Origin of the sequence: Aldersonia sp. NBC_00410 (assembly GCF_026342035.1) — a bacterium.
Classification (GTDB): Bacteria; Actinomycetota; Actinomycetes; order Mycobacteriales; family Mycobacteriaceae; genus Aldersonia.
This window is the reverse complement of the sequence record NZ_JAPENM010000003.1, coordinates 446,828-471,284: the sequence shown is the minus strand read 5'-3', so window position 1 is coordinate 471,284 and position 24,457 is coordinate 446,828. Positions and strand designations below refer to the sequence as shown.

Genomic DNA, 24,457 nt, shown 5'->3' with positions numbered 1-24,457 from the left:
CTATGAAATTCACCGTCGGCGTCGCAATGAGCCCGCTCGATCAGCTGAGCGGGCTGGCGCAAACGGCAGAGGAATGCGGCTTTGCCTCCATCGCCCTGCCGGATTCGTTGTTCTACATGGAGACGGCGGCGGAGAAGTACCCCTACACGCCCGACGGCTCCCGGATGTGGAACGAGGAGACGCCGTGGGTTGACCCCTTGATCGCCGCGGCCTCGATGGCCGCGGTGACCAAGACCATCCGCTTCTACACCAATGTGCTGAAGCTGGGCTCGCGCAATCCGTTGCTGCTCGCCCGGCAGGTCGGATCGGTTGCCAACCTCACCGGCAATCGCTTCGGCTTCGGCGTCGGAATCGGCTGGGCACCCGAGGAATTCGAATGGTGCGGTGCGCCTTACGCGAAGCGGGGTGCGCGGGTCGACGAGATGATCGAGGTGATCAAGCTCGTCCTCGACGGCGGCATGGTCGAATACCACGGCAAGTTCTTCGATTTCGACCGGCTGCAGATGAGCCCGGCCCCGAGCGAGAAGGTGCCGTTCTACGTCGGCGGCCACACCGAAGTCGCCCTGAAGCGGGCGGCGCGGGTCGGTGACGGCTGGACCTCGGCGATGATGAAGCTGGACGACCTGAAGTCCACCATGGCCCGTCTCGATGAGCTGCGCGCCGAATACGGCCGGGCCGATGAGCCGTTCGAGATTCAGGCGGTGTGCATCGACCGCTTCGGCAAGGCCGGTTACGAGGAGATGGCCGAGGCCGGCATCACCGACGCAATCACCGTGCCGTGGATCTTCGACGGACTCGGCTTCGACGCCCCCTTGGGGGCCAAGCAGGACTCCCTGCGCAAGTTTGCTGCGGAGAACATCGCATGAGCACCGAACATCCCGTCCGCGTAGCCGCTCTCGCCTCGCAGGCTTGCGCCCGCACCAAGGACAAGGACGGCTGGCTGGCCCTCTTTGCCGAGGACGGCTGCGTCGAGGATCCCGTCGGCCCTTCGGGTTTCGATCCAGAGGGCAAGGGCCATCACGGCAAAGAGGCGATCGCGCGGTTCTACGACATGGCGATCGCGAAGACCGACTCGATCGAGTTCATTCACAATGACTCGTTCCAGTGCGGCAACGAGATCGTCTTCACCGGCCTCATCCGGACCTCGATCGGCGGCAGCATCATCGACGCCGAGGGCGTGTTCACCTATCGGGTGAACGACGAGGGCAAGCTGCTGAACCTGCGGGCCTTCTGGGAGGTCGACCGGGCGATGAAGACCGCCCGCCCGGCCTGACCCACCGACCACCGACCGCCGAAAAAAGGAGGGGCGGTACCCGATTCGGGTACCGCCCCTCCTTTCGCGTTGTCCGTGTCGGTCTAGTGCGCGACCGGGCAGCCCGTCGTCTTGTAGTCGACCTTGAACTCCTTGAGGCCGTTGAGCCAGCCCGAACGCAGGCGGGTCGGCGGGGAGACCTTGGTGATGTCCGGCAGGGCATCGGCGATCGCATTGAAGATGATGTTGATCTCGAGCCGGGCGAGGTTGGCACCGAGGCAGTAGTGCGCGCCGGTGCCGCCGAACGACACGTGCGGGTTCGGGTCCCGCGTGATGTCGAACTTCATCGGGTTCTCGAACACGTCTTCGTCGAAGTTCGCCGACGCGTACAGCATGACGACGCGCTGGCCCTTCTTGATCTGCACACCGCTGAGCTCGGTGTCCGCGAGCGCGGTGCGCTGGAACGCGGAGATCGGCGACGCCCAGCGAATGATCTCGTCGGCGGCGGTCGCGGGGCGCTCCTTCTTGTACAGCTCCCACTGCTCGGGGTTGTCCAGGAACGCGGCCATACCGTGGGTGGTGGCGTTACGAGTCGTCTCGTTGCCGGCCACGGCGAGCATCATCACGAAGAACCCGAACTCCTCGGAGCTGAGCGCCTCGCCGTCGATGTCGGCCTCGATGAGCTTGGTCATGATGTCGTCCGCCGGGCAGGCCTTCTTGTTCTCGGCCATCTGCCACGCGTAGCCGAGCAGTTCGGTCGACGCGGCCAGCGGGTCGGCGCCCTCGAACTCGGGGTCGTCGTAGGAGGTCATCGTGTTCGACCAGTCGAAGACCTTGGAGCGGTCCTCCTGCGGCACGCCGATCAGATCGGCGATCGCCTGCAGCGGCAGTTCGGCGGCGACCTGGGTGACGAAGTCACCGGAGCCGGACTCGGCCGCCTCGCGGACGATCTTCGCCGCGCGCTCGCGCAGCTCGTCGGACAGGCTGTTGATCGCGCGAGGGGTGAAGCCCCGCGACACGATCTTGCGCAGCTTGGTGTGCTCCGGCGCGTCCTTGTTCAGCAGCACGAAGCGCTGCATCTCGATCTGGTCACGCGTGATGTCATCGTTGAAGCGCGGGATCGCGGTGTTCTCCCAGGTGGAGAACACGTCGCTGCGAATGGAGACCTCTCGGACGTCGGCATGCTTGCTCACCACCCAGTATCCGTCGTCGGTGAAACCGCCGACCTCGGGCGACTTGGGATTCCACCAGATCGGCGCGCTCTTGCGCAGCTCGGCGAACTCCTCGAACGGCACTCGCTCGGCATAGATCTCCGGGTCGGTTACGTCGAATCCCTCGGGAAGATTGGGTTTGCCCACAGCGTCTCCTCCAACAATGAACATCGCGGTGCACTGGGGACTGCCCGCGATGTGGAACACGTTCTATTATGTATTGAATCACAACCCGCCAGTAGTCGAAAGAAAGGGCTCGGGGACCTGCCATTTGGTGGGCGAACGTGTTCTATTTTCTCCAAGCAAGGGAAGGACCCATCGTGGGCAATCCGGTCATCGTAGAGGCAGCGCGTACCCCCATCGGCAAGCGTGGAGGATGGCTGTCCGGACTGCATGCAGCCGAAGTCCTCGCCGCCGCGCAGCAGGGCCTCGTCGACCGCGCAGGAATCGACGCCGCGCTCGTCGAGCAGGTCATCGGCGGCTGCGTCACGCAGTACGGCGAGCAGTCCAACAACATCACCCGCACGGCGTGGCTGAGTGCCGGCCTGCCGTGGCAGACCGGCGCGACCACCGTCGACTGCCAGTGCGGTTCCGCGCAGCAGGCGAATCATCTCATCGCAGGCCTGATCGCCACCGGCGCGATCGACGTCGGCATCGCCTGTGGCGTCGAGGCGATGAGCCGAGTTGGCTTGGGCGCCAACGTCGGTGGCGGCGGCATCCCGCGGCCCGAATCGTGGGACATCGATCTGCCCAACCAGTTCCTGGCCGCCGAGCGCATCGCCAAGCGGCGCGGCATCACCCGCGATGACGTCGACGCACTCGGCGTCCGCTCGCAGGCGCTCGCAAAACAGGCATGGGCCGAGGGCCGCTTCGACCGCGAGGTGCTGCGGGTAACTGCTCCCGTGCTCGACGGCGACGGCACCCCAACCGGCGAGAAGCAGGAAGTCACCCGCGATCAGGGTCTGCGCGACACCACGCTCGAGGGCATCGGCAAGCTCAAGCCCGTCATCGAGGGCGGCATCCACACCGCCGGCTCGTCGTCGCAGATTTCCGACGGTGCCGCCGCCCTGCTGCTGATGGACGAGGACCGCGCCAAGGCGCTCGGTCTGAAGCCGCGCGCCCGGATCAAGACCCAGTGCCTCGTCGGCGCCGAGACCGAGTTCCACCTCGACGGCCCGGTGCAGGCCACCGAGCGACTGCTCGAGCGCAGCGGCATGGCGATCTCGGACTTCGACCTGTTCGAGGTCAACGAGGCGTTCGCCTCGGTGCTGCTGTCCTGGGCCGCGGTACACAAGCCGGACATGGACAAGGTGAACGTCAACGGCGGCGCGCTCGCGCTGGGCCATCCCGTCGGCAGTACCGGATCCCGGCTGATCACCACCGCGCTGCACGAGCTCGAGCGTCGCGATGGCAGCACTGCGCTGATCACCATGTGCGCGGGCGGCGCGCTGTCGACGGGCACGATCATCGAACGGATCTGATCCGGGGCCGACCCGACGGATCGCGACGAGGGCGCGTGCGGATTTCACTCCGCGCGCGCCCTCGTCTTTGCCCGAATGTCGCCGGCCGACGGTGACGCGCGCGGTTGATGCTCGACGTCGCCGAATTCGGGTTTGCGGCAAACCCGTTGCAAATGGCTAACTGTGCCCCCCTGCTATACTTCAACCCTGGACATACCGACCGGTCTGCAAGTGTTGACCCATGGTTCGGGGCAGTAACCAGGCATTTCTAAAGACCGATGCGAATTCGACGCAAAGGTTTGCAAAGAAATGTCCGCGTGATGCTAGGTTTGCAGTTACCAGGCCGCTATTGTCGGTGCCACTGTGCCGCAGATGCGCTACGGGCAGCGGCGGAGGAGGTGACCAGCGACGATGGCAGATTTCGCGGCAAGACTGAACAAGCTGTTCGAGACCGTGCATCCGCCGGGGCGTAAGCCCCATACCAACGCGGAAGTTGCATCGGCCCTGACAACGGCAGGGCATTCGATCTCGAAGCCCTACCTGTCCCAGTTACGTTCCGGGCAGCGGACCAACCCGTCCGATGAGACGGTGTCCGCGCTTGCGAAGTTCTTCAAGGTGAAGTCGGACTACTTCTTCAACGACATCTACGCGGCAAAGATCGAGCATGACCTCGAGCTGCTGGCGCAACTGCAGGGCTATGGCCTGCGCCGGTTGTCGGCGCGAGCGTTCGACCTCTCCGAGGAATCGCAGAACCTGCTGACGTCGATGGCGGAGAAGCTCCGGGCCAGCGAAGGGCTCCCCGAAGTCCCGCCGGACGCATCGAGCTAACTCCCGGTCGGTCGGCCGTCGAGATCGATCCCCGGCGGGGGCCGGTCATGTGGTTGCCGAGTACGCCCGCGCGACCGCAACCACCCACCGTCGTGTGGACATTCCTTTCGGCGGCGCAACCCAGGCAGCGTCGAGCGGTTCGCTGGTCACCGGGTCGCGCGCCCAGCGCGCGACCACGACCGCCCGCTCCCTGCTCGATTCCGGTGGCGGAGTCGGCTGCACGGTTTCGATGCCGCCGCCCGACTGCAGGTACATCGCGTCCATGATGTGCGCAACCTGGTCCGAGGCTCGCAACACGGTCGTCGTCCGCCGGAAGCCGTCGGTCATCACCACCTCGGGGAACCGGTCGGTCAACGAGCGATGCAGGCTCTTCGTCCGGCGCAGCAGCAGCCGTGCCCGGATCCACACCTCGACGAGAATCCACACGGCCGCAACCGCGATCGCAACGGCGGCGACCGACCATGCCCAACCCGGTGTGGCGAACGGCGCCTGGCCCGGTTGGTACGACGGCGGATCGAACACCTGCAATACCGCGAGCACGGTGACGAACGCCGTCGCGGCGGTAAAGATCGCGATGCCCCGGCCGAGCGGCGACCACACCAGGTTGCGCAGGCCGGTGATAACGGTGAACACGCCGCAGCACGCCACCACAACCCAACCCACGGTGACCGACCAGATGCAGGTGACCAGCACGAGGATCGCGGTGCCGGCATAGGTCACGGCCGCCACCGGGCGCAGGTTCCGCGAAGCAATCGGCCAGGCCGCGATCGCGATCACCATCACTGCGCCACCGGCGCACACCCATAGGGACACGCCGAGCGTGGCCGACAGCGACGCGCCATTCGCCCCGTCATCACCCGAGACCAGTTCATCGAGCGCTTGCGCAACGTCGGGCACCGCCACGGTCGTCGCACCCGCGACGGCGGCGACCGCGACGACGATCGCCATCCGGACCACGGTCGCGGGCCGGACCAGCACTCTACCGACACGCGCACCCGCCGCCACCCATACCAGCAGCGCCACGATCCAGGCACTCACCCGAGCGCCTCGTCGAGCCGCAGCCTCGCCACCCCGCTATCGCGATAGTTGATCACCCGCAACCGAGTCAGCAGCATGTTCGCGAACGTTTCCGCCTCCCATTCGGCAAGCGCATCGCTGCCGTGGTCGACGGCGAGTTCGTAGGCTCGCTGACTCAGCATGTAGGCGATCAGGTCGTCACTGGCTTCGAGCACCGTCTCGCGTGCCGAGGTTCCGGGATGCTCGAAAACGATGTGCCCGAGTTCATGTGCGAGGGTCCAATCCCGGTTCGGCAGCGCCGACGACAACACGATGACGTCGCGGTCCGGGTATCCGCGGCGTTGTCCACATACGCCGGGGGCAAGGCTGGCCGACGCTATCTCGATCATGCGGTGCCGCTCATCCGCGACCGCACCCACCACCGCGTCGAGGTTGGCCGAATGCGCGTCCGCCGCGACCGAGCAGACCGCGTCGACCGCGGCCGCGACCCGTCGGTACGACCTGGTGCCGGCGAGGACGCGATGGTCGGCCATCAGGCGCCGGTCCCGAAGAACTCCGCGCGGGCCGCCGCGATGCGGTGCTGCTGGGCCGCCGCCCCCTGGTAGGTCACCACGCCTGCCAATACTGCGGCGAGCAGCAGGCCGACGACACCACCGAGCACGGCCGCGGTCTGCGCGGGGCCCAAAGTGTCCATCGCGACGGCGGGCGACACGTCGGGTTGCTCCTTGCCCGTGCCGGCAGCCTCGGTTGTGCCCGAAACGCCTGTCCCCGAACCGTCGCCGGCACCGGGTGACGCGGCACCACCCGCGGGCGGCCCGCCGGGAGGCGCGGCAGGGATCGGCGGCGGCAAGGCGGGAAGAGCGACGTCCGTGCCGGGCGACGCCGGACCTTCCTGTTCGGCCGGGGCGAACGGCGCCGCGACAGGGTTTTCGGCGAACGGGTCGACGGGCGAGAACTGTTCGATCGCGGGCGGGACGGCGGCGGGCGGTCCCGGCACCGCAATCGAACCGGGCGCCGTGTCGTTCGCGGATTGTGCTGTGTCGTTGCGGGGTTGGGGGACAACGATTTCCGGCCGCGGTTGCGGAGCGGGAATCTCGATGCGTGGCGCCTTGGGAGGCTTCGGCTTCGGCTTGGGCGCAGGAGTGCCACCGCCCGCGCCGGGCTCCTCGCCGCCGCCGGGACCCTCGCCACCCTCACCGGGTTTGGTGCCGCCGTCACCCGGCTTGGTCCCGCCGTCGCCCGGCTTGGTGTTGCCGTCACCCGGTTTCGTATCGCCCGTGCTCACGCGATCGGACGCGGTACACGACGAGCACGAGGTCGACTGGGCGACCGCGAGGCCCGGTGCGCACAGCACCAAACCGGCCGCGACCCCGGCCGCGGCGATCACGCGCAATACGCAGTGACCAGGCACAACTCCATCCTATCCGGCGCCGACGGTTCCGGAAGGCGGTTGCGCAGGGTAGCTGGGCGCGTTCGAACTCTCAGGCGCCGTACACGGCCTCCGGCGGGGCGGAGCCGTCGATCAACTTCTGCACGACGTCGCCGAGTTCGGCCGGCTCCCACCGATCACCCTTGTCGATCGGTTCACCGTGCCGCCAGCCGTCCGCGAGCGCGACCTTGCCCGCCTCCACCTCGAACACGCGGCCCGTGACGCCCGCGGCGGCCGGGCTGCCGAGCCACACCACCAGCGGCGACACGTTCTCCGGCGCCATCGCGTCGAAGCCCGCGTCCGGCTTGGCCATCGTCTCGGCGAAGGCGCCTTCGGTCATCCGGGTGCGGGCCGACGGGGCAATCGCGTTGACGGTGACGCCGTAGCGGCCGAATTCCGCGGCCGCCTGAATGGTCAGGGTCGCGATGCCACCCTTCGCCGAGGCGTAGTTGCCCTGGCCGATGCTGCCCTGCAGACCGGCGCCGGAGCTGGTGTTGATGATCCGCGCATCGACCTGCTCGCCCGCCTTGGACTGTGCGCGCCAGTACTCGATGGCGTGCCGCATCGGGGCGAAGTGACCCTTGAGGTGCACCCGGGTGACGGCATCCCACTCGGCCTCGGACATGTTGGCGAGCATGCGGTCGCGCAGGAAGCCGGCGTTGTTCACCAGCACGTCGAGACGGCCGAAGCTGTCGATCGCGGTCTGGATCAGGCTCTGAGCGCCGGCCCAGTCGGCGACGTCGGCACCGTTGACGACGGCCTCGCCGCCGGCGGCCTTGATCTCCGCGACGACCGCGCTCGCGGGATCCTCACCCGTCGACGAACCGTCGATACCGGCACCGAGGTCGTTCACCACGACCTTCGCGCCCTCGGCGGCGAACGCGAGCGCGTGGGCGCGGCCGAGGCCCCGTCCGGCGCCCGTCACGATGACGACTCGTCCCTCACAGATACCGCTCACGCCTCTAACTCCTTCTTGTTCTGCTGATGCTTGCTGGGGCAGGCCGCTAGGCCGATGCGCCCTGGTCGACGTTTGCCGCGCCCAGGAAGGCCGGCCGTTCGCCACCGCCGTGCGCCACCAGCGCGGCACCGGTGACATACGACGCCAGCGGCGAGGCCAGGAAGAGGGCACATTGCCCGATCTCCTCGGGGCGAGCCAGTCGGCCGATCGGGATCGTCGCGCCGACAGCCGCAATTCCCTCGTCGTCGCCGTAATGCAGGTGGCTCTGCTCGGTCTCCACCATGCCGACCACGATCGAGTTGATCCGCACCTTGGGCGCCCACTCGACGGCGAGCGAGGAAACGAGGCTGTCCAGCCCGGCCTTGGCGGCGCCATAGGCGGCCGAACCGGGCGACGGACGCCGTCCGCTCACACTCGACACCATCACGATCGAGCCGCCCTGCTCCTGCTGCTGCATGACTCGATTTGCTTCCTGCGAAACCAGCAGCGGTGCAAGCATATTCAGATCCGTGATCTTGGCGTGGTAGCCGGGCGTCGCATCGGCGGCGAGCCGGAACGGGGTGCCGCCGGCATTGTTCACCACGGTGTCGAGGCGGCCGAACTTCGCGACGATCTCGTCGACGAGTCCGCGCACCGCCTCTTCGTCGCGCACGTCGCAGGGCAGGTAGTGCGCAGTCCGGCCTGCTGCGGTCACCGGCTCGTCACCCGGGCGTCGAGCGCAGGCGACGACGGTCGCGCCGGCCTCGAGGAAGACCCGGCTGATACCTGCGCCGACACCGCGCACGCCGCCGGTCACCAGGACAACCGTTCCATCGAGATCCAGGTCGATACTCACCGTGCTAACGTACCAAGCAATCGCTTGGTTTGGCGACTGCGGGCGGACACCGCCGCCACATCGCCCAAACGTTAGGAATCACGATGGGGATTACGTCCACGTCCAACGGCGACGGGATCGCGGTCGTCACTATCGACTATCCGCCGGTCAATGCCTTTCCCGCGCAGGGGTGGTTCGACCTCGCCGACGCGGTTCGCGCCGCCGGGCGCGACAAGAACAACCGGGTGGTGGTGATCCGCGCCGAGGGCCGCGGCTTCTGCGCCGGCGTCGACATCAAGGAAATCCAGCGCACCGAGGGTCATCAGAACCTGATCGACCACAACTCCGGCTGTGCGGACGTCTTCTCCGCCGTCTACGAATGCCCGGTTCCGGTCATCACCGCGGTGAACGGCTTCTGTCTCGGCGGCGGTATCGGCATCGTCGGCAACTCGGACATCATCATCGCCTCCGATGACGCCACCTTCGGCCTGCCCGAGGTCGACCGCGGCGCCCTCGGTGCCGCAACACATCTCGCGCGGCTGGTGCCCCAGCATCTGATGCGGGCGCTGTTCTTCACCGCGTCGACGATCACCGCGCAGGAACTGCACCACCACGGTTCCGTGTTCAAGGTCGTGCCGCGTGACGAACTCGACGCCGCGGCCCTGGACGTCGCCAAGAATGTCGCGGCCAAGGACGGCCGCGTGCTGCGCGCCGCCAAGGACGCGCTCAACGGGATCGACCTGCAGGACGTGCGCCGCAGCTACCGCCTCGAGCAGGGCTACACCTTCGAGCTCAACCTTTCCGGTGCCTCCGACGAGATCCGGGAACGGTTCGAGGACGACCTCGCGCGCCAGCGCGCCGGAAAGGGGGCATGATCATGCGCGACAAGCGGACGACGCTCGACGACGCGATCGGCGAGCTGCGCAGCGGAATGACCATCGGCATCGGCGGCTGGGGCTCGCGGCGCAAGCCGATGGCCTTCGTGCGCGCCCTGCTTCGCTCGGACATCACCGACCTGACCGTGGTCAGCTACGGCGGTCCGGACCTCGGTCTGCTGTGCTCGGCGGGCAAGGTACGCAAGGCGTACTACGGCTTCGTGTCGCTGGATTCGGCACCTTTCTACGACCCGTGGTTCGCCAAGGCCCGCACCACCGGCGCCATCGAGGTCCGCGAGATGGATGAGGGCATGGTCAAGTGCGGCCTCGAGGCCGCCGCAGCCCGGCTGCCCTTCCTGCCGATCCGCGCCGGACTTGGCTCCGACGTCCTGAACTTCTGGGGCGACGAGCTGAAGACCGTCACCTCGCCCTACGCCGACGAATCCGGCAAGGCCGAGACGCTCATCGCGATGCCGGCGCTGAATCTCGATGCCGCATTTGTGCATCTCAACATCGGCGACAAGCACGGCAACGCCGCCTACACCGGCGTCGATCCCTACTTCGACGACTTGTACTGCATGGCCGCCGAGAAGCGCTTCCTCTCCGTCGAGCGCATCGTCGACACCGAGGAGCTGGTGAAAGCCGTTCCGTTGCAGTCGCTTCTGCTCAACCGAATGATGGTCGACGGCGTCGTGGAGGCCCCGAATGGCGCCCACTTCACCCTCGCAGGCGACAGTTACGGCCGCGACGAGAAGTTCCAGCGGCACTACGCGGAGGCCGCCAAGACACCCGAGTCGTGGCAGGCGTTCGTCGATACGTACCTGTCCGGCAGCGAGGACGAGTACCAGGCCGCGGTCGCACGTTTTGCAGAGGAGCAGGCATGACCTCCACCGAGAGCATCAGCAGCGACACCGTCACGAGGGCGGAGTACTGCGCGATCGCGTGCGCCGAGATCTTCAGCGGCGCAGGCGAGATCATGGCCAGCCCGATGTCGACGCTGGCGACCATCGGCGCGCGGCTGGCGCGGCTCACGACCGAGCCCGACCTGCTCATCACCGACGGCGAGGCGCTGATCTTCAGCGGCACCCCGGCGGTCGGCGCCAAGGCGCCGATCGAGGGCTGGATGCCGTTCCGCAAGGTGTTCGACGTCGTCGCCTCCGGTCGTCGCCATGTCGTGATGGGCGCCAACCAGATCGACCGGCACGGCAATCAGAACCTGTCCGCGTTCGGCCCGCTGCAGCAGCCGACCCGGCAGATGTTCGGCGTTCGCGGCGCCCCCGGCAACACGATCAACCATGCGACCAGCTACTTCGTCCCCAAGCATTCCGCGCGAGTGTTCGTGGACAAGGTGGACATCGTCTCCGGCGTCGGTTACGACAAGGTCGATCCCGAGAACCCGGCGTACAAGTACCTGCACCTGCACCGCGTGGTCAGCAACCTCGGCTCCTTCGACTTCGGCGGACCCGATCACACCCTGCGCGCGCTGAGCCTGCACCCGGGTGTCACGGCGGACCAGGTCGCCGAGAACACCTCCTTCGAGGTCGCCGGACTTGCCGAGGCCGGCGTGACCCGTGCGCCCACCGCCGAGGAACTGCGCCTGATCCGCGAGGTCATCGACCCCCGCGGGCTACGCGAGCGCGAGGTCGCGGCATGACCGGCCTGCGTACCCCGCTGACCGATCTGGTCGGCATCGAGCACCCTGTTGTCCAGACCGGCATGGGCTGGGTCGCCGGACCTCGGCTGGTCGCGGGCACATCGAACGCGGGCGGGCTCGGCATTCTGGCCTCGGCGACGATGACCTACCCGGAACTCGAAGCCGCGGTCGCCAAGACGAAGTCGTTGACCGACAAGCCGTTCGGCGTCAACATCCGCGCCGATGCGACCGATGCCAAGCAGCGCGTCGACCTGCTCATCCGCGAGGGCGTGAAGGTTGCCTCGTTCGCGCTCGCGCCGAAGCAGGAGCTCATCGCAACGCTGAAAGAGGCCGGGGTCGTAGTGGTCCCGTCCATCGGCGCGGCCAAGCACGCCAAGAAGGTGGCGAGCTGGGGTGCGGATGCGGTGATCGTGCAAGGCGGCGAAGGCGGCGGGCACACCGGTCCGGTCGCGACCACGCTGCTACTGCCCTCGGTGCTCGACGCGGTGGATATCCCCGTTGTCGCGGCGGGCGGTTTCTACGACGGCCGCGGGCTCGCGGCCGCGCTGGCATACGGTGCCGCGGGCGTCGCGATGGGCACCCGCTTCCTGCTCACCCAGGAGAGCACCGTCCCGGATTCGGTGAAGCAGGAGTATCTGCAGCGTGGGCTGCAGGACACCACCGTTTCGGTGCGCGTGGATGGCATGCCGCATCGCGTCCTCAACACCGAACTCGTGGAGCGCCTGGAACATTCGGGCCAGGCGCGCGGGCTCGTCGCCGCGGTCGGCAACGCCGCGAAGTTCAAGAAGATGACCGGGATGAAATGGTCGACCCTGGTCCGGGACGGTCTGGCCATGCGCAAGACCAAGGACCTCACCTGGGCGCAGGTGATCATGGCCGCGAATACGCCGATGCTGCTGCGCGCCGGACTGGTCGAGGGCAACACCGCGGCCGGTGTGCTCGCTTCCGGTCAGGTCGTCGGCATGCTCGACGACCTGCCGACGTGCAAGGACCTGATCGACTCGATCGTCGCCGACGCCATCGCGCGGATCGAGGAGATGAGCAAGCTACCGGGGTGAGGTGTCGACCGTCCTCACCCCGGGATCCACCAACACGAACGGGCTGTCACCGTAGGGAATCGGAAACGATTCCGACGATGACAGCCCGTTCGTGTGCGGTCGGTCGGCCCAGGCGCAGCTGGACACGTACGGCGCGGTCCGAAGGACCGCGCCGTACGAACCCTGAGGAGGTTTGGGGTCAGCCGAGCCGTTCGATGATGGTCGCGTTGGCCGTGCCGCCACCCTCGCAGATGGTGAGCAGGCCGTAGCGGCCGTCGACCCGCTCGAGCTGGTTGAGCAGGCTGGCGAACAGCTTCGCGCCGGTGGCACCGAGCGGGTGCCCGAGCGCGATCGCGCCGCCGTTGACGTTGACCTTCTCCGGATCCATCTTGGTCTCCTGCAGCCAGGCCAGCACCACCGGCGCGAAGGCCTCGTTGATCTCGACCGCATCGATGTCGTCGATGGTCAGACCGGTCTTGGCCAACGCGTACTCGGTGGCCGGGATCGGGCCGGTGAGCATGAAGATCGGGTCTGCGCCACGGGCACTCACGTGATGGATCCGGGCGCGCGGGGTCAGGCCGTGCTCCTCGACCGCCTTCTCCGAGGCGAGCAACGTCGCGCTCGCGCCATCGGAGATCTGGCTGGCTACCGCGGCGGTGAGCCGGCCGCCCTCGACCAGCGGGGCGAGCGCAGCCATTTTTTCCAGGCTGGTTTCGCGCGGCCCCTGATCGACGGCGAAATCGCCGACCGCCACGATCTCCTTGTCGAACTTGCCGTCCACGATCGCGGCGCGGGCCCGTTCGTGGCTGCGCAGCGCCCACTGCTCCATGTCCTCGCGGCTGATGTTCCACTTAGACGCAATGAGTTCGGCGCCGTGGAACTGCGAGACCTCGGCGTCACCGTAGCGGTGCAGCCAGCCCTTCGAGCCGGCAAAAGGCGTGTCGAAACCGTACTGCTGACCGGCGGTCATCGCCGATGCGATCGGGATCTTGCTCATGTTCTGCACGCCGCCGGCGAGGATGAAATCCGCCGTGCCGGCCATGATCGCCTGCGCGCCGAAGTTGATGGCCTGCTGGCTGGAGCCGCACTGCCGGTCGACCGTGACGCCAGGAACTTCCTCCGGGTAGCCCGCCGCGAGCCAAGCGGTGCGGGCGATGTTGCCGGCCTGCGGGCCGATCGCATCGACGCAGCCGAAGATCACATCGTCGACCAGCCGCGGATCGATGTCGGTGCGCTCGACGACCGAACGGATCACGGCGGCACCGAGATCGGCGGGATGCGTCTCGGAAAGGGCGCCGCCACGCTTGCCGACGGCGGTACGAATCGAGTCGATGACATATGCCTGCGCCATGACGAGGTACTCCTATTTCTCATTGCGGCGCGCCGCTTTGCGCGACCGCCGATCGGGGCTGGACAAACCGTCCAACACAATCGAAAGATATTGTTTGGCAACCGTTTCCGCGGTCAGCTTGCCGCCCGGCCGGTACCAGCCGACGGCCACCCAGACGGTGTCGCGGAGGAACCGGTACACCAGGTCGACGTCGGTGTCGGAGCGGAAGGTGCCGTCCGCGACGCCGGAACGCAGTACCCCGTACCAGAGTTCGCGGAACTCGTCGTTGCGCTCGCCGATATAGGCGAACCGGTCGACGCCGCGCAGCCGCTTGGCCTCGTCCTGGTAGATCGCGACCGCGGCGTGCGAATCCTCGATCGACTGATACGACGCCGTGATCAGCCCTTCGAGCGTGGCCCGCGGTCCGAGGCCCCCGTCGATGATCTCGTGGTAGCGGCCGAACAGTTCGTCGAGGAAGCCGCGCAGGATCTCGTCCACCATCGACTCCTTGGAGTCGAAGTGGTGGTACAGGCTGCCCGACAGGATCCCTGCCGCGTCGGCGATATCGCGCACCGTCGTGGCCTGCACGCCCCGTTCGGCGAACAACGACGCCGCTAGCTCGAGCAGTTCCTGGCGCCGCCCGGACTTGCCGTTCGTGCCATCCTCCCCGCGTACTCTCGAGTCTGGTGTCACCCGTTCATCCTATCCACCAAGCGCTTGCTAGGCCTTCGTCGTTGGCGCGGCCTCAGGCCCGCTGGCTGCTCACCGAGACGACCTCGCCGGTCAGGTAGGTGGTGTAGTCACTGGCCAGCATCGCGATCGTCGCGGCCACCTCCCACGGCTCGGCCGCCCGGCCGTAGGCCTCCTGGTTGGACAGGTGCTCGAGCAGTTCGGGCGAGGTCACCTTCGCCAGGAACGCATGCGAGGCGATGCTCGGCGAAACCGCGTTGACCCGGACACCGTATTCGGCAGCCTCGATCGCGCTGCACCTGGTCAGCGCCATGACACCCGCCTTCGCCGCCGCGTAGTGCGCCTGGCTGTGCTGGGCCCGCCAGCCGAGCACGCTGGCGTTGTTCACGATGACCCCACCGTGCTCGGCTTCGCGGAAGTAGCGCAGCGCCGCACGGGTGCAGCGGAACGTGCCGTTGAGCGTGATGTCGAGGACCTTGTCCCACTGGTCGTCGGTCATGTCGACGACGGGCGTCTCACCGCCGAGGCCGGCGTTGTTGACCACGATGTCGATACGACCGTGCGCGGCGACCGCCGCGGTGATCAGTTCGTCGACCGCCTCGGTGCTCGTCACGTCGCACACCACAGCGGCAACGCGACGCTCCGAAAACTGACTCGACAGTGCCTCCGCGGTCTCCTTGAGCCGGCGCTCGTGCCAGTCGGAGACCACCACATCGGCGCCCTCGGCCAGCATCCGGCGCGCGGTGGCCGAGCCGATTCCGGTACCCGCGGCCGCGGTCACCACGGCGACACGACCCGTGAGCAGGTCGTGGCCAGCAGTCTCTTCGGGCGGAGTGGACAACGGACCGTTCACGCGCGGGCCTCCCTCGGTAGGCCGAGCACTCGCTCGGCAATGATGTTGCGCTGCACCTCGTTCGAGCCGCCATAAATCGTGTCGGAACGGGTGAACAAGTACAGCCGTTGCAGATCGTTGAGGCCGCCGTCGGACGGGTCGCCATCGGCGACGAGCGACTGCGCGCCGCTCACCTCCATGGCGAGTTCGCCGAGCCCACGATGCCAGTTGGCCCAGAGCAGCTTGGCCACCGACGCTTCGCCCCCGTTGCTGCTCGCATCCACGGTGGCCAGCGTGCGCATCGCGTGCGATCGCATCACCCGCAGACCGATCTCGGCGCGGGTGAGCTTCTCGCGGATGATCGGGTCGTCCGCGGCGCCGTTGCGCTCGGCGAGTTCGACGATGCCGGACAGCTCGCGGGCGAAGCCGATCTGTTGCCCCAGCGTCGAGACGCCGCGCTCGAAGGTCAGCGTGCCCATCGCCACCCGCCAGCCGTCGCCGGGCTCACCGACGACGAGGTCGGCGTCGGTGCGGGCGTCGTCGAAGAACACCTCGTTGAACTCGGAGGTACCGGTGAGCTGCACGATCGGCCGCACCGTCACCCCCGGTTGCCGCATCGGCACCAGCAGGTAGGACAGGCCCTTGTGGCGCTTCGAGCCCGGCTCGGTACGGGCCACGACGAAGCACCAGTCCGCAGTGTGGGCGAGCGAGGTCCACACCTTCTGACCGTTCACCGACCACTGGTCGCCGTCGAGATGGGCGCTCGTGGCCACCGCCGCGAGATCCGAGCCGGCTCCGGGCTCCGAGTAGCCCTGGCACCACAGTTCGCTGACATCGACGATCTTCGGCAGGAAGCGTTCGCGCTGCTTGTCGGTGCCGAACGCGATCAGCGTCGGGCCGAGCAGGTTCTCGCCGAAGTGCGAGACGCGCGCGGGGGCGTCGGCCTTGGCGTACTCCTCGTGGAAGAGCACCTGTTGGTTGATGGTTGCGCCGCGGCCGCCGAATTCCTTCGGCCACCCGATGCAGTTCCAACCATTCGCGGCCATATGCCGGTCCCATGCGAGACGCTCGTCGAACGCCTCGTGTTCGCGACCCGGTCCGCCGCGACCACGCAGGTCGGCGAATTCACCGGTGAGATTATCGGCCAGCCACTCCCGGATCTCGGCGGCGAACCGCTCGTCCTCGGATGTGCTGGGCAGGCTCTGGCTACCATCCACAACGGTAGGATAACCTACCAAGCACTTGCTTTGTTAGCCCGACAAGGAGGCGCAGTGACCGAGGGAGCCGATGCAGGCACCGTACGGACCACTCCGGCCGCGTTGCAGCACGCCGCCCGCGCTTACGCGGACCGCGATGCCGTCGTCGACGGCAATGTGCGTTTGACCTACGCGGATCTGCTCGGCGAGGTCCGCAGCGCCGCCCGAGCGCTGATCGCACGCGGTATCGAGCGCGGCGACCGGATCGCGATCTGGGCGCCGAACACCCACCACTGGGTGGTCGCCGCGCTGGCGACGCACTACGTGGGCGGCACGGTCATTCCGGTCAACACCCGCTACACCGTCACCGAGACGGTCGAGCTGCTCGAGCGCACCCGCGCGCGAGCAGTGTTCGTCGCCGGGCCGTTCCTCGGCCGCGACCGGCTCGCCGAGCTGCGCGCCTCCGGCGCCGGGCTGCCCGCGACCGTCATCGCGATCACCGTCGAGGACGAGTCCGCGGACAAGGCCCCCGACCACCTCGACTGGTCCGATCTGGCCGGCTACGCAGAGAATGTCTCCCCCGCCGACGCCGACCGGCGTGCGAGCGAAGTTGACCCCGAGGATGTTTCGGACATCCTGTTCACTTCCGGCACCACCGGGCGCAGCAAGGGCGCGATGTGCGCACACCGCCAGTCGCTGGACACCTCGGCTGCCTGGGCGGCGTGCGGGCGGCTCGACGAGAACGACCGCTACCTGATCATCAATCCGTTCTTCCACAGCTTCGGTTACAAGGCAGGCATTCTCGCCTGCCTGCAGACCGGCGCCGCAATGGTCCCGATGATCGCCTTCGATCCGGAGCAGGCCATGCAGGTCGTCGCCGACCAGCGCATCACGGTGCTGCCCGGTCCACCGACGATCTACCAGGTGCTGCTCGACCACCCCAAGCGCGGCGATTACGACCTGAGTTCGTTGCGGTTCGCCGTGACCGGCGCCGCGATCGTCCCGGTCGCGCTCGTCGAGCGGATGCAGACCGATCTCGACTTCGACATCGTCCTCACCGCGTACGGCCTGTCCGAGGCGTGCGGTTTCGGCACCATGTGCCGGCCCGAGGACGACGCGGCGACCGTGGCACACACCTGCGGTGGGCCGATCGCCGGCTTCGAACTGCGCATCGACGACAACGGCGAGGTGCTGCTGCGCGGGGAGAACGTGATGCTCGGCTACCTCGACGACGAGGAAAACACCGCGAAGACCATCGACGCCGATGGCTGGTTGCACACCGGTGACGTCGGCACCGTCGACGATCGGGGATATCTGCGCATCACCGACCGGCTCAAGGACATGTACATCTCCGGCGGATTCAACGTCTACCCCGCCGAGATCGAGCAGGCGCTCGCCCGTTTGGACGGTGTGGCCGAGTCCGCCGTGATCGGCGTGCCCGACGAACGGATGGGCGAAGTCGGCATGGCGTTCGTGGTGACGAAGGCCGGGCACGAGCTGTCCGAAAAGCAGGTGATCGACTTCGCGCTCGAGCACCTGGCCAAGTTCAAGGTGCCCCGCCAGGTCGCGTTCGTTCCGGAGCTGCCCCGCAATGCCGGTGGCAAGGTGCTCAAACGGCAACTCCGCGAGGAACTTTCATGACTGGCGAGCCGGTACCGAACCAAGCAACGAAGGGCTGACCCCGGTGGATTTGGAATACGACGAGGCCGAGACCGCGTTCCGGCACGAGGTGCGCGAGTTCCTCGCCGCCAACGTGCCGAGCGAGCCGCTCGGATCGATGGACACTGCCGAGGGCTTCGAGGCGCACCGCGAGTGGGAACGCAAGCTTTTCGACGCCCGGCTGTCCGTGGTGGCCTGGCCCGAGGAGTTCGGCGGCCGGGACGCCTCGCTGCTCGAGTGGGTCATCTTCGAGGAGGAGTACTACCGCGCGCAGGCCCCCGGCCGGGTCGGCCAGAACGGTATCTTCCTGCTTGCCCCGACCCTCTTCGAGCACGGCTCGCCCGAACAGCTGCAGCGCATCATGCCGCGCATGGCGCGCGCCGACGACATCTGGGCGCAGGTCTGGTCCGAGCCCGAGGCCGGCAGTGACCTCGCCGGTATCCGTTCCACCGCGCGGCGCGCGGACGGCGGCTGGGTGCTCAATGGGCAGAAGACCTGGAGCTCGCGCGCATCGTTCGCGGACTGGGGATTCGGCCTGTTCCGCAGCGATCCGGAAGCCGAGCGGCATCGCGGCCTGACCTACTTCATGTTCCCGCTGACCGCCGAAGGCGTGACGGTGCGGCCGATCCCGCAGCTCGACGGCGAGGCCGGATTCGCGGAGATCTTCTTCGACAATGTCTTCGTGCCCGATAGCGACGTGATCGGCGCGGTGAACGACGGCTGGAAAGTCGCGATGAGCACGTCGAGCAACGAGCGCGGCCTGTCACTGCGCAGCCCCGGCCGCTTCGACGCGGCCGCGGACCGGCTCGTCGATCTGTGGGCCGACCATGCCGACCCGGCCGACACCGCGGTGCGGGATCGGGTCGTGGACGCCTGGATCGGCGCGCGCGCCTATCACCTGAGCACCCTGGCGACCGTGACCCGCCTGAACGAGGGTGGCGCGCTCGGCGCCGAGTCCTCGATCAACAAGGTGTTCTGGTCCGAACTCGATATCGCCCTGCACGAGACGGCGCTCGACATCCTCGGCGCCGACGGCGAATTGACCGGACGCTGGCAGGACGGCTACCTGTTCTCACTCTCGGGCCCGATCTACGCCGGTACCAACGAGATTCAACGCAATATTGTGGCCGAACGGCTGCTCGGCCTGCCCCGGGGGGATCGATGAAATTCGCACTGTCATCCGAGCAGAAGGATTTCGCGGCCAGCCTGCGTGACCTGCTGAACGGCGCGAAGACCCCGTCAATCGCCCGCGCCTGGGCCGAGGGCGACACCGCGGACGGGCGCAAACTCCTGACGCAACTCGCCGACACCGGCCTCACCGCACTCGCGGTGGACGAGCAGTTCGGCGGAATCGGTGCGCACCCGGTCGATCTCGTCGTGGCGTTCACCGAGATCGGCCGCGCCGCGGTCCCCGGCCCGCTGGTCGAGACCGCCGCCGCGATTCCGGCCCTGCTGCAGTCGCTCGACAACGACGAAGCTGCGCAGCGCTTCCTGCCCGCACTCGCCGAGGGCACCTCGCTCGGCACCGTGACGCTCGGCGACTGGCTGCCGCGCGCGCTCGACGCCGCCCAGGCAGACGTCGTGCTGATCGCCGAGGGCGACCGGATCGCAGTCGGAGAGGTTGGCGCACAGTTTGATTCGGTTGACGCCACCCGCAAGCTCAACGCGATCGCGGTCGGCGAGGTCGTTGCCGAAGGCCCCGCGGTCGCTCGCGCAACCGCACGCGCCCTGGACGCCGGCAACCTCGCCGTGGCCGCGCAGTTGCTCGGCGCCGGCCGCGCCGTGACGGATCTGTCCACCGAATACGTCGGTGGACGTGTGCAATTCGGTAAGAAGATCGGCAGCTTCCAGGCGGTCAAGCATCACCTGGCCAACTCGATGATCGGCCTGGAGATGGCCTTGCCGCTGCTGTACGGCGCGGCGATCGCCCTCGCCGAGGATTCACCGACCGCGTCCCGTGACGTCTCGGCCGCGAAGGTCGCCGGCGCGGACGCAGCCGAGCGGGCCGCCCGCGCGGCCCTGCAGGTACACGGCGCTATCGGCTACACCGCCGAATACGACTTATCGCTGTGGCTGACCAAGATTCGCGCGCTGCGCTCCGCCTGGGGCACCACCGCCCAGCACCGGGCCCGCGTCGCCGAGTCGCTGAGGAGTGCGCGATGACCACCCCGTTGACCGAGGAGCAGCGCGACCTCGTCGAGTCGGTGCGCGGCCTACTGGCCAAGCATGTCGACACGGCGTCGCGGCGCAAGGCAATGGAGTCCGAGCTCGGTTACGACGACACGCTCTGGCGGATGCTGTGCGAGCAGGTCGGCGTCGCGGGCCTCGCGATCCCGGAACGCTTCGGCGGACTCGACGCAGGCCTGGTCGAAGCGAACCTGGTGCTCGAAGAGCTCGGCCGGGTGCTCGCCCCGACGCCGATGTTCGGGTCGGTCGTCCTCGGTTCACAACTGCTGCTGGCCACCGGCGACGAGGAGGCGTGCGCGCGGCTGCTGCCCGATGTCGCCGAGGGCAGTCGCAATCTCGCGGTCTGCTGGGCCGGTCCGGACGGCTGGGACGCCCCCGGCGTTACGGCGACCGAGGACGGCGTGCTCAGCGGCACCGCCTCGTTCGTACTCGAGGCCACCAACGCGGACGTACTGCTGGTCATTGCGCACAATCCGTACGCGAACGCCGTCTACGAGATCGATGCGAACGCCGACGGCGTATCGCGCACAGCGGTTCCCGCGATGGACCCGACGTTGCGGCTCGGCGAGGTGAGCTTCGCCGATGTCCGGGCGCGGCAGCTCGGTGCTGCCGATGCGCGGGCCGCCATCGAACGACTGCGCGCGGTCGCGGTGACTGCGCTCGCGGCCGAGCAGGTCGGCGCCGCCGACGCGTGCCTGCAGATGACGGTCGAATACACCAAGTCCCGGGTACAGTTCGGCCGCCCGATCGGCAGCTTCCAGGCGCTCAAGCACCGGATGGCGGACCTGTACGTGCTCGTCGAGGCGGCCCGATCGGCGTCGCTGACCGCCGCCGAAGCAGTCGCCAACGAAAGCGGCGATGCAGCAAAGGCTTCCGCCACGGCGAAGGTCTATTGCTCGGAGGCGTTCGGTAGCGTGAGCGCCGAGGCGATCCAACTGCACGGTGGCATCGCGATCACGTGGGAGCACGACGCGCATCTGTTCTTCAAGCGTGCGCATGCGACCGGGCAGCTGTTCGGCTCGGCGGGCTCCTGGGTGCAGCGCCTGGAACAAGCCGGCTTGCCGGAGTAGACCCGACGACGAGAGAGCGAGGAAGCGATGACGGTGAGGACACGATGACGGAGTCTTACGATGTGCTCGGCCAGACCGTGTCGATGCCGGTGGAGATCCGGCTCGCGAACGCTTTCACCGCCGTCTATTCGGTGAATGCCGATGCGGCGCAGCGGGCGATCGACTACTCCGGGCTGGAGATCCTGCGCTTCCGGCCGGGACGCGGCATGTGCTGCCTGGTCTTCGTCAACTACGTCGATGGAGATCTCGGACCGTACAACGAGTTCGGCGTGGCGTTCATGGTGCGCAAGCACACCGGCAGTGGCGTCGCAAAACTCACGGGCAACTCACAACTCGCGGACCTCAAGGCATTGGCCACCGGCAACTACGGTGTCCTCATCCACCGGTTGCCGGTGGACGGCGAGTTCACCATGGCAGCGGGGCGCGGCATCTGGGGCTTTCCCAAGGTGCTCGCCGATTTCGAAGCCGACCACACCAGCCCGACCAGACGCGGGCTGGTGCGCATCGACGGCAGCGAGGTTGCGGAACTGACCGTGCGCGAGGGATTCCCGGTACCCGGCCAGGGCACCCGCATGTCGATCGCCGCGTATTCGCACCTCGACGGGGTGACCCGCTGCGTGCCGTGGCAGATGCGTCCGTCCGGACTGCGCTCCCGCATCGGCGGAGCGACCCTGCGGCTGGGGAGCCACCCGTGGGCGGACGAACTCGCCGGCCTCGAAATGTCGCGCCGTGCCCTGTTCACTTCGGCCATCCCGACGCTCGGCATGACCTTCGAGGACGCCGAGATCATTTGAGTTCGGCCACACCGCAACTCGCCCGTTGCCGCAGCAGAACGGAAACCACATGACTGCACTCTCGCGCTACGCCGACCGCCGGGTCCTCATCACCGGCGGTGGCTCCGGAATCGGGCAGGCCACGGTACTGCGCATCCTCGGCGAGGGCGGGCACGTGGTCGCGGCCGACGTGAGCGAACCGGGGCTCGCCGACACCGTCGGCAAAGCGGGCGCGCTGGCGGACCGGCTCGACACGGTGGTCCTCGACGTGTCCGACGAGGAGTCGGTGCAGGCCGGCGTGGCCGAAGCGACGCGCCTGCTCGGAGGTGCCATCGACACCCTCGTCAACGCCGCTGGGATCCTGCGCTCCGCGCATCTGGAAAAGACCACCGTCGCGGACTTCACCGAGGTTCTGCAAATCAACCTCGTCGGAACGTTTCTCGTGATCCGCGAGAGCCTGCCCGCCCTGCGCACGGGCAACAAACCCGCCGTGGTCAACTTCAGCTCGACCTCGGCCAACTTCGCGCACCCCTATATGTCCGCGTACGCCGCGTCGAAGGGTGGGGTGCAGGCCATGACCCATGCCCTGGCGATGGAGTTCAGCAAGGAAAGCATCCGATTCAACTCGGTGCAGCCAGGATCGATCGCGTCGGGCATGACCGACGGCAGCGGCGAATCCAAGCGCAGCATCGGTCCGGGGCTGCCGGCCGACGCCGACTATTCGATGTTCGGCAAGGTCGCCCCGATGCTGCCGATCGACGGCGGGAAGGCGATCTTCGCGCAGCCCGACGCGGTGGCCGCGGTGGTCGCGATGCTGGGTTCCGCCGATGCCTACTTCGTCACCGGCACCGAGGTGCGTGTCGACGGCGGCTCGCATATGTAGTTCGGGGCACTGCGAACCGGCGAGCCCCCTCGCCGCACACTTTCTGATGCGCTGCCCGGCGTGTCCCACGGCGAGTCGCTGTGCGACACGACAGGAAGTGTGCGACAAAGTGATCGTTCCGCCTTCGCGACTGGACAAATCCACTAACATGTATGGTCGACGACGAGGAGGGGCCGAATGTCGAAGGAATATCTCTGCCGGGCGGTCGACCGGAGCTTCATCGAGAAGGCACGGTTCAGGTTCACCAACTCCGTCGACCTGCCCGTCACCCCCGACCAGGCATTCGAGATACTCGCCGACGTCGACTCCTGGCCGCACTGGGTCACCATCATCAAGAAGGCGACCTGGACCAGCCCAGGTCCGCCCGGGGTGGGCACCATGCGCACCGTCCATATGACCGGCGGCATCGTCGGCAATGAGGAGTTCCTCGCCTGGGAGCCGGGCGTCGGCATGGCGTTCCGGTTCAACTCGTGTTCGACCAGCTCGGTCGCGGCATTTGCCGAGGACTACCGGATCGAACCGACGCCGAGCGGGTGCAACCTCACCTGGACCCTCGCGATGGCGCCCGCCGGGGTTTCGCGCGTCGCAGTCATGCTGGTTCAGCCGATCATGAACCTCTCGTTCCGGCGCTTTCTCACCAACCTGAGCAAGTACGCCGCCGAGCGGTACCCCGCGCCGGCACAGCGCCCGGCCACCTGACATGCGCACGCACGGCTGGGCGGGCTCGGCGCCGGCCACCGACGAGGAAGCGGTCGAGCGCATTTTGATCGCCGCCGGCGAGGCCATCGACGCGGCCGGGGCGTCGGTCAAGATCACCGACGTCGCCCGCGCGGTCGGTGTGACCCGACAGACGGTGTACCGCTACTTCGAAAGCGCCGACGCGCTGGTATTCGCGGCCGCGGTGCACTCGGCGTCGGCCTTCCTGGACCGGGTGTACGAGCACATCGCGGGAATCACCGAACCGGATATCGCACTCGTCGAGGGAATCGCGTTTGTGCTCGAGGCGCTGCCCGAGGACAAACACATGAGCCTGCTGCTCGCACCGGACCGGGCGAACGCGCTCGGTCCGGCAGTCACCTCGGAGCTCGCCGTGCAGCTCGCGCAGCCGCTGCTGCGGCGCTTCGATGTCGATTGGGCCGCAAATGGTTTCGACGACGACGAGGTCGACGAGCTCGCCGAGTTCGTGCTGCGCATCATCGCGTCGTTCGTGGTCGACCCCGGCCGCCCACACCGGACCGGGCCGGATCTGCGCAGGTTCCTCGACCGCTGGGTCGGTCCGGCACTGCGCGGCAACCGCTGAGC

General features: G+C 67.8%; 26 protein-coding genes. 16 read left to right on the top strand and 10 right to left on the bottom strand.

Annotated features, from left to right (window positions below):
- Window positions 1-2 precede the first annotated feature (2 nt).
- Both OG921_RS09170 and OG921_RS09165 read left to right on the top strand, forming a co-directional pair.
- Window positions 3-866: a TIGR03619 family F420-dependent LLM class oxidoreductase gene (locus OG921_RS09170; protein ID WP_266112076.1), complete on the top strand. Its 864-nt coding sequence runs from the start codon at window positions 3-5 to the stop codon at window positions 864-866.
- Complete coding sequence (locus OG921_RS09165; RefSeq protein WP_266112075.1) at window positions 863-1,273, top strand: nuclear transport factor 2 family protein; 411 nt, start codon at window positions 863-865, stop codon at window positions 1,271-1,273. The genes OG921_RS09170 and OG921_RS09165 overlap by 4 nt, the downstream gene beginning before the upstream one ends.
- Window positions 1,274-1,356: 83 nt before the next feature.
- Here the strand turns inward: OG921_RS09165 and OG921_RS09160 are convergent, their stop codons facing one another.
- Window positions 1,357-2,610, bottom strand: a complete 1,254-nt coding sequence (locus tag OG921_RS09160) for a cytochrome P450 (protein ID WP_266112074.1) — start codon at window positions 2,608-2,610, stop codon at window positions 1,357-1,359.
- A gap of 173 nt (window positions 2,611-2,783) precedes the next feature.
- On the opposite strand from OG921_RS09160, the gene OG921_RS09155 reads away from it, so the two are divergent.
- Window positions 2,784-3,944 carry a steroid 3-ketoacyl-CoA thiolase gene (locus tag OG921_RS09155; RefSeq protein ID WP_266112073.1) on the top strand — a complete coding sequence of 387 codons (1,161 nt, stop codon included), beginning with the start codon at window positions 2,784-2,786 and terminating at the stop codon, window positions 3,942-3,944.
- Between the two features lie 390 nt (window positions 3,945-4,334).
- Window positions 4,335-4,751 (top strand): helix-turn-helix domain-containing protein, encoded by a 417-nt coding sequence (locus tag OG921_RS09150; protein WP_266112072.1) that lies wholly within the window; start codon window positions 4,335-4,337, stop codon window positions 4,749-4,751.
- 45 nt (window positions 4,752-4,796) lie between these two features.
- Here OG921_RS09150 and OG921_RS09145 read toward each other — a convergent pair whose 3' ends face one another.
- From OG921_RS09145 to OG921_RS09125, 5 genes are all read right to left on the bottom strand, one after another.
- On the bottom strand, window positions 4,797-5,789 hold the full coding sequence (locus tag OG921_RS09145; RefSeq protein ID WP_266112071.1) for a hypothetical protein: 993 nt from the start codon (window positions 5,787-5,789) through the stop codon (window positions 4,797-4,799).
- Window positions 5,786-6,301, bottom strand: coding sequence for an ImmA/IrrE family metallo-endopeptidase (locus OG921_RS09140; RefSeq protein WP_266112070.1), 516 nt, complete (start codon window positions 6,299-6,301; stop codon window positions 5,786-5,788). Before OG921_RS09140 ends, OG921_RS09145 begins: the two co-directional genes overlap by 4 nt.
- Window positions 6,301-7,179 carry a hypothetical protein gene (locus OG921_RS09135; protein WP_266112069.1) on the bottom strand — a complete coding sequence of 293 codons (879 nt, stop codon included), beginning with the start codon at window positions 7,177-7,179 and terminating at the stop codon, window positions 6,301-6,303. The genes OG921_RS09140 and OG921_RS09135 overlap by 1 nt, the downstream gene beginning before the upstream one ends.
- Before the next feature lie 70 nt (window positions 7,180-7,249).
- A complete protein-coding gene (locus OG921_RS09130; protein ID WP_266112068.1) occupies window positions 7,250-8,155 on the bottom strand; it encodes an SDR family oxidoreductase in 906 nt (301 codons plus the stop codon).
- Window positions 8,156-8,201: 46 nt separating this feature from the next.
- The gene (locus tag OG921_RS09125) at window positions 8,202-8,984 is read right to left on the bottom strand and encodes an SDR family oxidoreductase (RefSeq protein WP_266112294.1); all 783 of its coding nucleotides are present in this window, start codon (window positions 8,982-8,984) and stop codon (window positions 8,202-8,204) included.
- 89 nt (window positions 8,985-9,073) lie between these two features.
- On the opposite strand from OG921_RS09125, the gene OG921_RS09120 reads away from it, so the two are divergent.
- The 4 genes from OG921_RS09120 to ipdC are packed head-to-tail and all read left to right on the top strand — an operon-like array spanning window position 9,074 to window position 12,556.
- Complete coding sequence (locus OG921_RS09120) at window positions 9,074-9,844, top strand: enoyl-CoA hydratase family protein (protein WP_266112067.1); 771 nt, start codon at window positions 9,074-9,076, stop codon at window positions 9,842-9,844.
- Complete coding sequence (gene ipdA, locus OG921_RS09115) at window positions 9,841-10,728, top strand: cholesterol ring-cleaving hydrolase subunit IpdA (protein ID WP_353962093.1); 888 nt, start codon at window positions 9,841-9,843, stop codon at window positions 10,726-10,728. Before OG921_RS09120 ends, ipdA begins: the two co-directional genes overlap by 4 nt.
- Window positions 10,725-11,498, top strand: a complete 774-nt coding sequence (ipdB, locus tag OG921_RS09110) for a cholesterol ring-cleaving hydrolase subunit IpdB (RefSeq protein WP_266112065.1) — start codon at window positions 10,725-10,727, stop codon at window positions 11,496-11,498. Before ipdA ends, ipdB begins: the two co-directional genes overlap by 4 nt.
- Window positions 11,495-12,556, top strand: a complete 1,062-nt coding sequence (gene ipdC, locus OG921_RS09105; protein ID WP_266112064.1) for a (3aS,4S,5R,7aS)-5-hydroxy-7a-methyl-1-oxo-octahydro-1H-indene-4-carboxyl-CoA dehydrogenase — start codon at window positions 11,495-11,497, stop codon at window positions 12,554-12,556. Before ipdB ends, ipdC begins: the two co-directional genes overlap by 4 nt.
- 178 nt (window positions 12,557-12,734) lie before the next feature.
- On the opposite strand, the gene OG921_RS09100 is transcribed toward ipdC, so the two are convergent.
- Genes OG921_RS09100 through OG921_RS09085 form a run of 4 tightly spaced genes read right to left on the bottom strand, consistent with a single transcriptional unit; the run spans window position 12,735 to window position 16,604 of the window.
- Window positions 12,735-13,886, bottom strand: coding sequence for an acetyl-CoA C-acetyltransferase (locus OG921_RS09100; protein ID WP_266112063.1), 1,152 nt, complete (start codon window positions 13,884-13,886; stop codon window positions 12,735-12,737).
- Between the two features lie 12 nt (window positions 13,887-13,898).
- The gene (locus OG921_RS09095; protein WP_266112062.1) at window positions 13,899-14,558 is read right to left on the bottom strand and encodes a TetR/AcrR family transcriptional regulator; all 660 of its coding nucleotides are present in this window, start codon (window positions 14,556-14,558) and stop codon (window positions 13,899-13,901) included.
- 52 nt (window positions 14,559-14,610) lie between these two features.
- The gene (locus tag OG921_RS09090; RefSeq protein WP_266112061.1) at window positions 14,611-15,408 is read right to left on the bottom strand and encodes an SDR family oxidoreductase; all 798 of its coding nucleotides are present in this window, start codon (window positions 15,406-15,408) and stop codon (window positions 14,611-14,613) included.
- Window positions 15,405-16,604 carry an acyl-CoA dehydrogenase family protein gene (locus OG921_RS09085; RefSeq protein ID WP_266112060.1) on the bottom strand — a complete coding sequence of 400 codons (1,200 nt, stop codon included), beginning with the start codon at window positions 16,602-16,604 and terminating at the stop codon, window positions 15,405-15,407. The genes OG921_RS09090 and OG921_RS09085 overlap by 4 nt, the downstream gene beginning before the upstream one ends.
- Window positions 16,605-16,658: 54 nt before the next feature.
- Here OG921_RS09085 and OG921_RS09080 point away from each other — a divergent pair, with 54 nt between their 5' ends.
- From OG921_RS09080 to OG921_RS09045, 8 genes are all read left to right on the top strand, one after another.
- Entirely contained in the window at window positions 16,659-18,224 is a 1,566-nt protein-coding gene (locus OG921_RS09080; protein ID WP_266112059.1) for a FadD3 family acyl-CoA ligase, read from the top strand.
- A 43-nt stretch (window positions 18,225-18,267) separates the two neighbouring features.
- Window positions 18,268-19,407, top strand: coding sequence for an acyl-CoA dehydrogenase family protein (locus OG921_RS09075; RefSeq protein ID WP_266112058.1), 1,140 nt, complete (start codon window positions 18,268-18,270; stop codon window positions 19,405-19,407).
- Window positions 19,404-20,405 carry an acyl-CoA dehydrogenase family protein gene (locus OG921_RS09070; RefSeq protein WP_266112057.1) on the top strand — a complete coding sequence of 334 codons (1,002 nt, stop codon included), beginning with the start codon at window positions 19,404-19,406 and terminating at the stop codon, window positions 20,403-20,405. Before OG921_RS09075 ends, OG921_RS09070 begins: the two co-directional genes overlap by 4 nt.
- Complete coding sequence (locus tag OG921_RS09065) at window positions 20,402-21,499, top strand: acyl-CoA dehydrogenase family protein (protein WP_266112056.1); 1,098 nt, start codon at window positions 20,402-20,404, stop codon at window positions 21,497-21,499. Before OG921_RS09070 ends, OG921_RS09065 begins: the two co-directional genes overlap by 4 nt.
- 44 nt (window positions 21,500-21,543) lie before the next feature.
- Complete coding sequence (locus OG921_RS09060) at window positions 21,544-22,293, top strand: acetoacetate decarboxylase family protein (RefSeq protein ID WP_266112055.1); 750 nt, start codon at window positions 21,544-21,546, stop codon at window positions 22,291-22,293.
- 49 nt (window positions 22,294-22,342) lie between these two features.
- Complete coding sequence (locus tag OG921_RS09055) at window positions 22,343-23,155, top strand: SDR family NAD(P)-dependent oxidoreductase (RefSeq protein WP_266112054.1); 813 nt, start codon at window positions 22,343-22,345, stop codon at window positions 23,153-23,155.
- Between the two features lie 177 nt (window positions 23,156-23,332).
- Window positions 23,333-23,854, top strand: coding sequence for an SRPBCC family protein (locus tag OG921_RS09050; RefSeq protein ID WP_266112053.1), 522 nt, complete (start codon window positions 23,333-23,335; stop codon window positions 23,852-23,854).
- Window position 23,855: 1 nt separating this feature from the next.
- Complete coding sequence (locus OG921_RS09045; protein WP_266112052.1) at window positions 23,856-24,455, top strand: TetR/AcrR family transcriptional regulator; 600 nt, start codon at window positions 23,856-23,858, stop codon at window positions 24,453-24,455.
- The last annotated feature ends 2 nt before the right edge of the window (window positions 24,456-24,457 follow it).